Genomic DNA, 12043 nt, shown 5'->3' on the forward strand with positions numbered 1-12043 from the left:
GCGCGGCGTCGGAGAGCTCTGCGTCACAGACCGCCGTGCCACAGAGCGCGACGTCTGAGACCGCGGCGCCTGAGCCGGGCCGGCCGGTGCACGGGCCGGCCGGTCAGTAGCGCGGCGCGTTGCGGGACCGCTGCACCCGGGAGGTGCGGCGGTCCTTCGCGTTCCAGCAGGCTTTGTGCCAGTGCCTGCGGTCGTCGACCCCGCCGTACTCGGGCCAGGCCACCACATGCGGCACCCCGGAGGGAATCTCCTGGTCGCAGCCGGGGCAGCGGTAGCGCTTGCCCTGCGCGCTCGCCCCGCTGACCATGCGGACCGACCACTCCTCGCCCTGCCAGGACTCGGTGGCCTGGAGGCCGAAGCGGTCGGGTCCCCCGCCTCCGCCGACGGGCTCGCTCGGCTTCTCGCCCCCACGGGGGCGGTTGCGGCGCGGGGACACGTAACACCTCACGGGGCAGACCGGACAGTTTCTCGCTCCGTCCAGCCTACGGGCAGCGGAACGCCACATCCGTACCGCTCACCGTGAGAACGTGAAAGCCCGGAGCCCCCGCTCCTTCAGCCGCCCCCATACACAAGTCGGGCTTACCGGAAAATCACAACACCTTTGCGATGGGCCGTGCCTTTGGCACGTGTCAGGCGTTGTTGCCAGTAAGGGGAGAGTCGCGTCGGCCGCAAGGAGGCAGAAGGCGATGCGTGTTGGGGCATTTGTACTGGCAGCCCAGTTCCCGGGGCAGGGGCAGGAAGAGGCACTGCACCGCGCGGTGCGGTCGGCCGAGGTCGCCGAGGAGTCCGGGCTCGACGCGGTCTGGCTGGCCGAGCACCACTTCGTCCCGTACGGAGTGTGCCCGTCGGCGGTGACGCTGGCCGCGATGATGCTGGGCCGCACCCGTCGGATCCGGGTCGGTACGGCGGTGAGTGTGCTGCCGACCGTGCACCCGGTCGCGCTGGGCGAGCAGGCGGCGCTGCTGCACATCACATCGGGCGGACGGTTCAGCCTCGGTGTGGGGCGCGGCGGGCCCTGGGTGGACCTGGAGGTCTTCGGCGCGGGGCTCGGCGCGTACGAGAGCGGCTTCCCGGAATCCCTCGACCTGCTGCTGCGGTGGCTGCGCGAGTCCCGGGTGGCGGCGGACGGTGAGCGCTTCCGTTTCCGTGAAGTCCCGGTCGTACCAAGGCCGCAGGAGCTGCGGTGCGGTGAAGTGCCGGGCCCCGAGGTCGTCGTGGCGTGCACCTCGCCGTCCAGTGTGCGGCTGGCCGCGGGACGCGGACTGCCGATGCTGCTCGGGATGCACTCGGACGACACCGAGAAGGCCGACATGGTCGCCCTGTGGCGAACGCACGCGCGGGCGGCGGGAATTGCGCCCGACACCGTGGCCGATCCCGGGCATGTGGCGGCCGGAGTGGCGCAGATCGCGGACCGCGAGGCCGACGCGGTGGAGACTCTGGTGAAGGCCATGCCGGGGTGGCTCAAACAGGGACTTGACGCCCATGTGACCGTCGACGGCAGGCACCGTGCGATGCGGGACCCGGTCGCGTACACGGAGATGCTCTGCGGGATCCACCCCGTGGGCCCTCCCCGTCTGGCTGCCGACCGGCTCGCGGCCACGGCGGAGAGGACCGGCATCACACGGTTCGCGATGCTGGTGGAGGGTTCGGGCGATGTAGCGGCCACCGAGGAGAACCTCCGGCTGATCGGAGCCGAAGTCCTCCCGCGGTTGCACTGATCCGGCGGTTGCGCTGATCCGGCTGTCGCACTGATCGGTGGAACCGGACGCTGCCGCTCCAGCAGCCAAGACACCTCCAGCGGTGCGGAGCGGCAGCCCGGCGCGTCAGCAGTCCCTGAGTTCCGGAGACTGGTTCAGCAGCTGGCCCCTGATCGAGGTGAAACGGCCGAGCCGCTCATCGACCGAGGGATCCAGCGGGAAGACCGCCACACGGTGGCAGTTCTGGAATGCCAGGCGCACTCCGAAATGCCGCTGCAGCGCTCCTCGTATCGCGTCACTCGCGAGTGCGCGCAGCAGCTGGCCGCGCGCCTGCTCATTGGGGGGAGGCGTCTGGTTGTCGGCGAACTCGCCGCCGTCGACCTTCAGCTGGACCGCCAGAGAGCTGATCATCTCCCATGCGTAGGGCAGGGAGGTCCGGACGCAGTCGATGAAGTCGGCTTCATCGACCTCGCCTCGCTCGGCCTGTTCGAGTAGGGCCGGTGAGACGTCGAGCGACATGGGTTCTCCTCTCGCGACCCCGGAGGGACCGGGGCCTTACGGGCAGGGACGGGAGAATCGCGACGCAGAGTACACGCGCGACAACCTCCTGCTTCCACGGTATGCGTGCGCAGGCGCCCGCACCAGGAGAATGGGCACACAACCGGCCAATAACGAACGGGGTTGTTCAGGGCGAATCGCGTACAAGCCGCGATGTCGAGTAGCGTTGCCGACCATGCGTCTCGTCATCGCCCGCTGCTCCGTCGACTATGCGGGCCGCCTCACCGCCCATCTCCCGTCCGCTCCGCGCCTGATTCTGGTCAAGGCCGACGGAAGCGTCTCGATTCATGCGGACGACAGGGCGTACAAGCCCCTCAACTGGATGTCTCCGCCCTGCACTCTGAAGGAGGGGACAGGGGACGACACCGGTCAGTGGACGGTCGTGAACAAGGCGGGCGAGAAGCTCATCATCACGATGGAGGAGGTCCTCCACGACTCCTCGCACGAGCTGGGCGTCGACCCGGGGCTCATCAAGGACGGTGTGGAGGCCCACCTCCAGGAACTCCTCGCCGACCGGATCGAAACCCTCGGTGAGGGCCACACTCTGATTCGGCGTGAATACATGACGGCGATCGGCCCGGTGGACATCCTCTGCCGGGACGCGGACGGCGGGACCGTGGCCGTCGAGCTGAAGCGGCGCGGCGACATCGACGGTGTGGAGCAGCTCACCCGCTACCTGGAGCTGCTGAACCGGGATCCCCATCTGGCCCCGGTGAAGGGCGTGTTCGCGGCGCAGGAGATCAAGCCGCAGGCACGGGTCCTGGCGACGGACCGCGGGATCGAGTGTGTGGTGCTCGACTACGACGCGATGCGTGGCATCGAGGACGACAAGCTGCGGCTCTTCTAGGAACGGGCACGGCACTGCAGAAGCCCCGGCGGACAGCTCGTCCGCCGGGGCTTCTGCAGTAGGCACGTGCTGTACGCGCGTGTGTAGGCCCGGTCAGTCCGCCGCGGGGTCCGAGGCGCTTGAGGGGGACGCGGACGTGTCCGCGGGAGGCGTGGACGGGCTCCCGCTGTCCACGGGCCCACTGGAGGCCGTGGAGGGCCGCATGACGCTCTGCGTGGACGAGGGCGAGTCCGCCGGCGGCGGGTCGTCGGGCGTGGAGTCCGACGGGCTGGGACTCGGGCTGCTGGGCGGGTCGCTCGGCGGCGTGGACGGGCTGCTGGGCGGTGAGTGCGAGGGCTTGGTCGGCGGCGTGTGCGACGGCTGCGTGGGCGGCTTCCCGGAGTCGGACGGCTTGTCCGACGGTGACGAGGGCTTGTCGCCCGGTGTCGACGCTCCGTCCGACGGTGTGCTGCTCCCGGTGGGCCGGTCGCTGTCGGTGGCGCTCGGGCCGGAAGACGTGGCGGGGCCGGTGGCACCGCTGCCGGTCGAGCCGTCCGATGTGCCCGGTGTGGACAGCGTGGGCTCGTCCGCGCTCATCCCGTCCTTGCCGCTGTTGTCGTTGACCGAGCGGCCGGGACCGGTGTCGCCGGGCCCGGAGTCGCTGTCACCCGTCGCGCCGAGGGTCACCACGGTGCCCAGCACTCCGGCGAGCAGCACACCGGCTCCGGCCGCGACCAGATTGCGGCGGGCGCCGCCGAGTACCGTACGGCGCCGGCTCTGCGGAGCGGCGCTCGCCGGGGTCACCTGCGGGGTGGCCAGGGTGATGTGGTCGTCGGGCGGCACCGGGGAGAGCGAGACGACGGCGCCTGCCGCGCCCGAGCCGACGGGCGGCGGGGGCGTGACCTCGTACGCGGGCGTCACGGTCCCGGCCCCCTGCGGCGGGGTGTCGCCAGGAGCGCCGGGCACATAGCCACCGAGCGACGCGGCTCCCGAGCGGTCGGCGATGAGCGCGAGCGCCCTGCGCCCCGCGACCGTGCCCGCCTTGTCGGCCAGCGCGCCGCGCAGCGCTATCGACGCCTCCAGTTCGGCCAGCGCCCGGTCCGGATTGCCGGTGCAGAGCGCCAGTACGCCCAACTCGTGGTGGAAGTACGCCTCTTCGGCGACCTCGCCGGAGAGCCTGGCGGCCTCCTGGCCGGTCCGCAGGGCGCGCTCCCAGGCATTCCAGTGCAGTCCGGCCGCGAAGGCGGGAGCGGCGCTGCGGGCCAGCAGCACGGCGGCGCTGGGGTGTCCGGCCTCGGTGCCCGGTACGAGTGCGGTCATCGCGGCGAGGACGGCGTCCGCCTCGGCGGTGGCCCGCTCGGGTGCCACCGAGGGGTGCCCGGCCCACCACGCGTAGTGCTGGGCCGCGGTCAGCGCGTGCCCGGTGGAGTCGTCGGCGTATCCCCCGGCCTCCAGCTGCTGGACGACCCCGGCGGCCAGCCGGTAGTGCGAGCCGGCCGGGGAGAGCAGCCCGGACCCGGCCAGCTCCCCCACCGCCGTGTCGGCGTGGGTGTCACCGACCAGTGCGGGCAGATGGGCCTGGTGCGGCACCTCGCCGCCGAGCGCGACGGCGAAGGCCAGGGTGGCCCGTGCCGAATCGCTCAGCCCCTCGGCGAGCAGCTGCGCGGGCGCGGCGCCCTGGCCGAGGGTGGGCAGCGGTACGTCGGGGGTGTCAGCGGCCGGGCCGCCGGTGGCAACGGTCCCGGCGGTGAAGCCGTCGTCGGCGCCCGGCCCGGGGTACGCGCCCGGTGCCGCAGGTGGCAGGGCGCGCCGGCGCAGCAGTGCGCCCGCCTGGACGAAGCGCAGCGGCAGCCCCTCGGACTCGAACCACAGGTCGCCCGCCCAGTTGGCCTCCTCCTCGGTGAGCGGCCGCTCCACGGCGCGCTCCAGGAGGTCGAGCGATGCGCTGCGCCCGAGACCGCCGAGGAAGACCTCCTCCAGGAGGGACTCGGGGAGCGGGGCGGCCACGTCGGGGGTGACGGAGAGCAGGAAGGCGCACTCGGGAGTGGCGTCGAGCAGCTCCTCCAGGGCCGCTCCGCCGAACTCCAGGTCGTCCAGGACGACGATCGCGCCGATCCCGCGTACCAGGGTGAGCAGCTCGGCCCTGGCGGGCCGGTGCAGGGGGGCGCGGTGGACGGCGGCGAAGAGCCCGTACAGCAGGTCGGCGGGGGTGCGGTGGTATCCGGAGAGCCGTACGACCCCGTCGGGGGCGAAGCCCGCGCAGTCCCGGGCCACGGCGTCGAGCAGCGAGGTACGGCCGGAGCCTGCCGCGCCGGTCAGCCGGACGGAACGGCCGCGCGCCAGCAGGCGTACGAGCCGCTCGTGCTCCTCCTGCCGTTCGAGCAGCGGGAGTTCGGGCCCCGCGGGGCCCGGCGGCACCGGGGGCCCCGCGGCGCGCAGCAGGTCCGCGCGCTCCTCGGGGCTGTACCTGGCGGGTGTGCCGGGGTGTTCGCCGGGCGGGCAGTGTTCGATCTCACTGCCGTCGACCGGGTTCACCGTGACCAGGAAGTCACCGGTGACGAGCCGCACGGTGCGGGCGCGGGCGGGCGCCTGCTGCCCGAAGTCGGGTGCGAGCGGGTCCCGCGGCTGCCGGGGCGACGCCGGACCAGCGGGCCGCGCCGGGCGGTGGCCGGGGTCCTGGCCGTACTCGTCCGGTCTGCTGTTCTTCGGGTCCATAGGTGAAAGCCCCCAGCTGGCGTTGCGCGCGGTCTGCCTTCCCGGCCTCGCACACCACGCTGTCGCTTCTGGTCCGGTGCCTACCGCACATGGGTTCGTCAATCAGTAGGCGACCGAACCCTAGACCTTGGGCCAGTATCCGTCACCACTCGGGGTCCCTGTGCGGCGGGTACGGCGGAAGCGCCCCCGGTGCGGCGGAAACGGTTCGGACGGTCGGGCTCGCGGGTGGTCGGGTTCGCGGGTGCGTCAGACGCGCGGCAGGCACTCGGCGGCGATGCCGCCCTCAATGGCCAGAATGCGGTGCAGCCGGGTCGCCACCAGGAGGCGCTGCATCTGCGGCGGCACCCCGCGCAGGACCAGCCGGCGTCCGCATCTCCCGGCGCGCCGGTGGACGCCCATGATCACCCCGAGCCCGGTGGCGTCCCACGAGTCGAGTTCGGTCAGGTCGAGCACGAGATCGCCGACACCGTCGTCGACTGCCGAGTGCAGGACCGTACGGGCGTCCGCCGCGCTGCGGACGTCGAGGCGGCCCCCGACGACCAGCTCGACGTGGTCGCCCCTGATATGCATATGCGCTCCCCGAGAGTTCTCGGACTCCGTCACGTCTTTCACGTCTGTCACTGAACTGACTGCCCCGCCGGGAAAGAAGTTGCCGTCCGTAAGCGAACCGATACCGAATTCACCCAACCGGGTGATCGCGGGGGCAAGCTGTCGATTCAGTGCTTGTAGAACCCCTGCCCGCTCTTTCGGCCGATGTCACCCGCGTCGACCATTCGGCGCATCAGCTCCGGCGGAGCGAACTTCTCATCCTGGGATTCTGTGTAGATATTGCCCGTGGCGTGCAGCAGGATGTCGACACCGGTCAGGTCCGCGGTGGCCAGCGGCCCCATGGCGTGGCCGAATCCGAGCTTGCAGGCGGTGTCGATGTCCTCGGCGGTGGCCACACCCGACTCGTACAGCTTCGCCGCCTCGACCACGAGCGCGGAGATGAGCCGGGTGGTGACGAAGCCGGCCACGTCACGGTTGACCACGATGCAGGTCTTTCCGACGGACTCGGCGAACTCCCGTGCGGTGGCGAGGGTTTCGTCGCTCGTCTTGTAGCCGCGGACCAGTTCGCACAGCTGCATCATCGGAACGGGCGAGAAGAAGTGCGCGCCCACGACCCGCTCCGGGCGCTCCGTCACCGCCGCGATCTTGGTGATCGGGATCGCCGATGTGTTGGAGGCGAGGACCGTGTCCTCCCGTACGAGCTTGTCCAGGGCGCGGAAGATCTCGTGCTTGACCTCGAGCTTCTCGAAGACCGCCTCCACCACGATGTCCGCGTCGGCGGCCGCGTCCAGATCGGTGGTGGTGGTGATCCGCGCGAGCGCGGCCTCGGCCTCGTCCGCCGCCAGCTTGCCCTTCGCGACGAACCGCTCGTAGGACGCCTTGATGGTGTCGGTGCCGCGGGTCACGGCCGCATCGGTGACATCACGCAGAACAACGTCCCAGCCGGCCTGAGCCGACACCTGCGCAATTCCGGAACCCATGAGTCCGGCTCCGATGACAGCGAGCTTCCTGGCCAATTGGCACCCCTTCAACGGCATTCTGCAAACGGCTCTGGGGCGGAGGCTATAGGGAGCGGGCCGCCTTGTGGTGGCTAAGAGATGCGCGTCACGTCCCACATGGCGGACATCACACTCCGGGGCGTCATCCTCAGGCCCTTACTGCGTAGTTGAGCACTTTCTCCCCCTGGACCTCTTCCGTGCCGCCCGGGAGATCCGGGGCTCGCCGGCCGTACGACGACCCAGACGGTACGAGGCAGTCCGTCATCACCCTCACGGCCGTACGGAACGAGGGACGGCGGCGGTTCGCCTCGTTCCAGAACACCCCCGTCACATCGCCGCCGGGGGCTCCGTCATGAAAAAGCCGGTCGTCCGCGGGACCGGTGGCTGACCGCGCCCCGTTAGGCTCGGCTCCATGGTCAATCTGACGCGCATCTACACCCGTACCGGCGACAAGGGCACCACCGCGCTCGGCGACATGAGCCGGACCGCCAAGACCGATCTGCGGATCTCCGCGTACGCCGACGCCAACGAGGCCAACGCGGTCATCGGCACCGCCGTCGCGCTCGGCGCTCTGTCCGACGAGGTGGTGAAGGTACTCGTCCGGGTCCAGAACGACCTGTTCGACGTGGGGGCCGACCTGTCCACGCCCGTGGTGGAGAACCCGGAGTACCCGCCGCTGCGGGTGGAGCAGTCGTACATCGACAAGCTGGAGGCCGACTGCGACCGCTTCCTCGATGACCTGGAGAAGCTGCGGAGCTTCATTCTGCCGGGCGGCACACCGGGGGCCGCGCTGCTGCACCAGGCGTGCACAGTGGTGCGCAGGGCCGAGCGGTCGACCTGGGCGGCGCTCGAAGTGCACGGCGAGGTGATGAACGCGCTCACCGCGACCTATCTGAACCGGCTGTCCGACCTGCTGTTCATCCTGGCCCGCACCGCGAACAAGGAGATCGGGGACGTGCTGTGGGTCCCGGGCGGCGAGCGGTGAACAGCGGAGCCCGCCTCAAGCCACATTGGCCCTCCCCCAGACTCCGTCCGGGGGGACCCCCATCCAGCGAGGCCCCTATTTTCTAAGCCACATTGACCCTCCCCCAGACTCCGTCCGGGGGGACCCCCATCCAGCGAGGCCCCTATTTTCTAAGCCACATTGACCCTCCCCCAGACTCCGTCCGGGGGGACCCCCATCCAGCGAGGCCCCTATTTTCTAAGCCACATTGACCCGCTGGCCCGGTGGTGCTGCTTCCAGCCAGGCGAGGAAGCCGGTCAGGGCGTCCTCGCTCATCGCGAGTTCGAGACGGACGCCCTGGTGCGAACATCGGAGCACGATCGCATCGGAGAGCAACGCCAGCTCCTCCTCGCCCTCCGGCGTACGCCGGGACACGACCTCGATGGACTGGCGCTCCAGCGTGCGGCGCGGGCGCGGGGCGTAGGAGAAGACGCGGAACCACATGATGCGGTCGCCGCTGTACCGGGCCACCCCGTACACCCAGCCTTTGCCGGACACGTCCGGTTTCTCCGGCAGGTCCCAGCGGACACTGCAGTCGAACGTGCCCCCGGAACGCTGGATCAGCCGCCGGCGCAGGCCGAAGACGAAGAGTCCCACCGCTACCAGTACGACGACCAGGCCGCACACAAGCAGAGCGAGGATCATCTACACCGACCTCCTCGCCTCATGCCGTAAGGGAACTGGTTCTGCATCGCCTCAGCCGCGACCCGGTCCGGATGGTTCCGGACGGGCCGCGGCTGAGGTCAAATCTCGGTGGGAGGCGTCAGTTCCCCGTCACCGCACGCAGTCGGACGTCGGCGCGTCGCTCGGCGACGGCGTCATCCTCCGACTTCGCGCTCTCCAGCGCACGCTCGGCGCGCTGGACATCGATCTCGTCCGCCAGCTCAGCGATCTCGGCCAGCAGCGAAAGCTTGTTGTCGGCGAACGAGAGGAAACCGCCGTGCACAGCGGCAACGACCGTCCCGCCCTCGCTCGTACGAATGGTCACCGGGCCCGATTCCAGCACACCGAGCAGCGGCTGGTGACCGGGCATGACGCCGATGTCGCCGGACGTGGTGCGCGCGACAACCAGTGTCGCTTCGCCGGACCAGACACTACGGTCCGCCGCGACCAGCTCGACGTGCAGCTCAGCAGCCAAGGGTGGCTCCTCGGGTCACCACCCGGCACTGCTGCCGGGTGTTGGGTCAAAGTCTAATGGGCGTGAGGAGAGGGACGGGACGCGCCCGCCCCTCTCACTCGAGTCGGATGACTCACACGAGCCGGTCCGGCCCGGTCACGGATGGGTGTGACCGAGCCGGTACGACTCAGGAAACGCCGAGCTCCTTGGCGTTGGCCTTGAGGTCCTCGATGCCACCGCACATGAAGAACGCCTGCTCGGGGAAGTGGTCGTAGTCACCGTCGCAGATCGCGTTGAACGCGGTGATCGACTCGTCGAGCGGCACGTCCGAACCGTCCACGCCGGTGAACTGCTTGGCGACGTGGGTGTTCTGCGACAGGAAGCGCTCGACACGACGGGCACGGTGGACAACGAGCTTGTCCTCCTCGCCCAGCTCGTCGATACCGAGGATCGCGATGATGTCCTGGAGGTCCTTGTACTTCTGGAGGATCCCCTTGACGCGCATACCCGCTTCGTAGTGGTCCTTCGCGATGTACCGGGGGTCCAGGATCCGGGACGACGAGTCCAGCGGGTCGACCGCCGGGTAGATGCCCTTCTCCGAGATCGGACGCGACAGCACGGTGACCGCGTCCAGGTGGGCGAAGGTGGCCGCCGGCGCCGGGTCGGTCAGGTCGTCCGCGGGGATGTAGATCGCCTGCATCGAGGTGATCGAGTGACCACGCGTCGAGGTGATGCGCTCCTGCAGCAGACCCATCTCGTCGGCCAGGTTCGGCTGGTAACCCACCGCGGACGGCATACGGCCGAGCAGTGTGGAGACCTCGGAACCGGCCTGGGTGTAACGGAAGATGTTGTCGATGAAGAAGAGCACGTCCTGCTTCTGCACATCGCGGAAGTACTCCGCCATGGTCAGACCGGCGAGCGCGACACGGAGACGGGTGCCCGGGGGCTCGTCCATCTGACCGAAGACGAGCGCCGTCTTGTCGATGACGCCGGACTCGGCCATTTCCTCGATGAGGTCGTTGCCCTCACGGGTACGCTCACCGACGCCCGCGAACACCGACACACCGTCGTGGTTGTTGGCGACGCGGTAGATCATTTCCTGGATCAGGACGGTCTTGCCGACACCGGCACCACCCATCAGGCCGATCTTTCCACCCGTGACGTACGGGGTGAGAAGGTCGATGACCTTGATCCCGGTCTCGAACATCTTGGTCTTCGACTCGAGCTGGTCGAAGGCCGGCGCCTTGCGGTGGATCGGCCAGCGCTCGGTGATCTCCGACGTGGCCTCGGGCTTGTTCAGGATCTCACCGAGGGTGTTGAACACCTTGCCCTTGGTGATGTCACCGACGGGCACGGTGATGCCGTCGCCGGTGTCCGTGACCGGGGCCTGGCGGACCAGACCGTCGGTGGGCTGCATCGAGATCGCGCGGATCACGCCGTCGCCCAGGTGCTGGGCCACTTCGAGCGTCAGCGTCTTGAGCTTGCCTTCCTCGGCCGGGTCAGCGACCTGGACGGTGAGGGCGTTGTAGATCTCCGGCATCGCGTCGACGGGGAACTCCACGTCGACGACCGGGCCGATGACCCGGGCAACGCGGCCCGTGGCGGCGGCCGTCACGGCGCTTTCGGTAGTCGTCGTCATTTACCTGTCACTCCCCGCGGTCGCGTCGGCCAGGGCGCTCGCGCCACCGACGATCTCGCTGATTTCCTGGGTGATTTCGGCCTGGCGGGCCGCGTTGGCAAGCCGGGTGAGATTCTTGATGAGGTCCCCGGCGTTGTCGGTGGCCGACTTCATCGCACGGCGACGGGCGGCGTGCTCGGAAGCAGCCGACTGAAGCAGTGCGTTGTAGACACGGCTCTCGACGTAGCGCGGCAGCAGGGCGTCGAGGACGTCCTCCGCCGACGGCTCGAAGTCGAACAGCGGAAGGATCTCGCCCTTCGCGCTGTCCGTGGGTGTACCGCCCTCAGCGGCCTCGTCGAGGGAGAGAGGCAGCATCCGGCTGTCGACCGCGCTCTGCGTGATCATCGACACGAACTCCGTGAAGACGATGTGCAGTTCGTCGACGCCACCCTCGGCCGTCTCCCGCTCGATGGACTCGATCAGGGGTGCGGCGACCCGCTTGGCGTCCGCGTAGGTCGGGCTGTCGGTGAACCCGGTCCACGACTCCACGACCTTGCGCTCGCGGAAGCCGTAGTACGAGACACCCTTGCGGCCGACGATGTACGTGTCGACCTCCTTGCCCTCGCCGCGCAGCCGCTCGGTGAGCCGCTCCGCCGCCTTGATGGCGTTGGAGGAGTACCCGCCGGCCAGACCGCGGTCGCTCGTGATGAGCACGATCGCGGCACGGACCGGGGACTCGGCCTCGGTGGTGAGCGGGTGGTTGGTCGTGGAGCCGGTCGCCACCGCGGTCACCGCGCGGGTGAGCTCGGTCGCGTACGGCATCGATGCCGCCACCTTGCGCTGCGCCTTGACGATGCGCGAGGCGGCGATCATCTCCATCGCCTTGGTGATCTTCTTGGTCGCGGTGACGGATCGGATGCGACGCTTGTAGACCCGGAGCTGGGCTCCCATGAGTCAGGTCC

At 69.8% G+C, this 12043-nt stretch carries 12 protein-coding genes; 3 read left to right on the plus strand and 9 right to left on the minus strand.

Going from position 1 to position 12043, the window contains the following annotated elements:
• Positions 1–103 precede the first annotated feature (103 nt).
• Complete coding sequence (locus tag OG510_RS10995; protein ID WP_164267474.1) at positions 104–436, minus strand: ATP/GTP-binding protein; 333 nt, start codon at positions 434–436, stop codon at positions 104–106.
• A 250-nt stretch (positions 437–686) separates the two neighbouring features.
• On the opposite strand from OG510_RS10995, the gene OG510_RS11000 reads away from it, so the two are divergent.
• Complete coding sequence (locus tag OG510_RS11000) at positions 687–1718, plus strand: LLM class flavin-dependent oxidoreductase (protein WP_406136613.1); 1032 nt, start codon at positions 687–689, stop codon at positions 1716–1718.
• A gap of 105 nt (positions 1719–1823) precedes the next feature.
• Here the strand turns inward: OG510_RS11000 and OG510_RS11005 are convergent, their stop codons facing one another.
• On the minus strand, positions 1824–2216 hold the full coding sequence (locus tag OG510_RS11005; protein ID WP_164267472.1) for an SCO5389 family protein: 393 nt from the start codon (positions 2214–2216) through the stop codon (positions 1824–1826).
• A 214-nt stretch (positions 2217–2430) separates the two neighbouring features.
• Here OG510_RS11005 and nucS point away from each other — a divergent pair, with 214 nt between their 5' ends.
• Complete coding sequence (nucS, locus tag OG510_RS11010; RefSeq protein WP_164267471.1) at positions 2431–3102, plus strand: endonuclease NucS; 672 nt, start codon at positions 2431–2433, stop codon at positions 3100–3102.
• Between the two features lie 93 nt (positions 3103–3195).
• On the opposite strand, the gene OG510_RS11015 is transcribed toward nucS, so the two are convergent.
• The 3 genes from OG510_RS11015 to OG510_RS11025 form a co-directional block, all read right to left on the minus strand.
• Positions 3196–5796 carry an ATP-binding protein gene (locus OG510_RS11015; protein WP_406136614.1) on the minus strand — a complete coding sequence of 867 codons (2601 nt, stop codon included), beginning with the start codon at positions 5794–5796 and terminating at the stop codon, positions 3196–3198.
• A 246-nt stretch (positions 5797–6042) separates the two neighbouring features.
• Positions 6043–6366, minus strand: coding sequence for an STAS domain-containing protein (locus OG510_RS11020; protein WP_164264323.1), 324 nt, complete (start codon positions 6364–6366; stop codon positions 6043–6045).
• A 146-nt stretch (positions 6367–6512) separates the two neighbouring features.
• Positions 6513–7361, minus strand: coding sequence for a 3-hydroxyacyl-CoA dehydrogenase family protein (locus OG510_RS11025; protein ID WP_406136615.1), 849 nt, complete (start codon positions 7359–7361; stop codon positions 6513–6515).
• Between the two features lie 394 nt (positions 7362–7755).
• Here OG510_RS11025 and OG510_RS11030 point away from each other — a divergent pair, with 394 nt between their 5' ends.
• Complete coding sequence (locus OG510_RS11030) at positions 7756–8328, plus strand: cob(I)yrinic acid a,c-diamide adenosyltransferase (protein ID WP_164264319.1); 573 nt, start codon at positions 7756–7758, stop codon at positions 8326–8328.
• Positions 8329–8544: 216 nt separating this feature from the next.
• Here the strand turns inward: OG510_RS11030 and OG510_RS11035 are convergent, their stop codons facing one another.
• From OG510_RS11035 to OG510_RS11050, 4 genes are all read right to left on the minus strand, one after another.
• Positions 8545–8991 carry a DUF2550 domain-containing protein gene (locus tag OG510_RS11035; RefSeq protein ID WP_266853019.1) on the minus strand — a complete coding sequence of 149 codons (447 nt, stop codon included), beginning with the start codon at positions 8989–8991 and terminating at the stop codon, positions 8545–8547.
• 118 nt (positions 8992–9109) lie between these two features.
• Positions 9110–9484, minus strand: coding sequence for a F0F1 ATP synthase subunit epsilon (locus OG510_RS11040; protein ID WP_164264317.1), 375 nt, complete (start codon positions 9482–9484; stop codon positions 9110–9112).
• A 166-nt stretch (positions 9485–9650) separates the two neighbouring features.
• Positions 9651–11102 carry a F0F1 ATP synthase subunit beta gene (gene atpD, locus OG510_RS11045; protein ID WP_406136616.1) on the minus strand — a complete coding sequence of 484 codons (1452 nt, stop codon included), beginning with the start codon at positions 11100–11102 and terminating at the stop codon, positions 9651–9653.
• The gene (locus OG510_RS11050) at positions 11103–12032 is read right to left on the minus strand and encodes a F0F1 ATP synthase subunit gamma (RefSeq protein ID WP_406136617.1); all 930 of its coding nucleotides are present in this window, start codon (positions 12030–12032) and stop codon (positions 11103–11105) included. It lies immediately after the preceding gene.
• Positions 12033–12043: the final 11 nt, after the last annotated feature.

It is taken from the genome of Streptomyces sp. NBC_01089 (assembly GCF_045162975.1).
Taxonomy (GTDB): Bacteria; Actinomycetota; Actinomycetes; order Streptomycetales; family Streptomycetaceae; genus Streptomyces.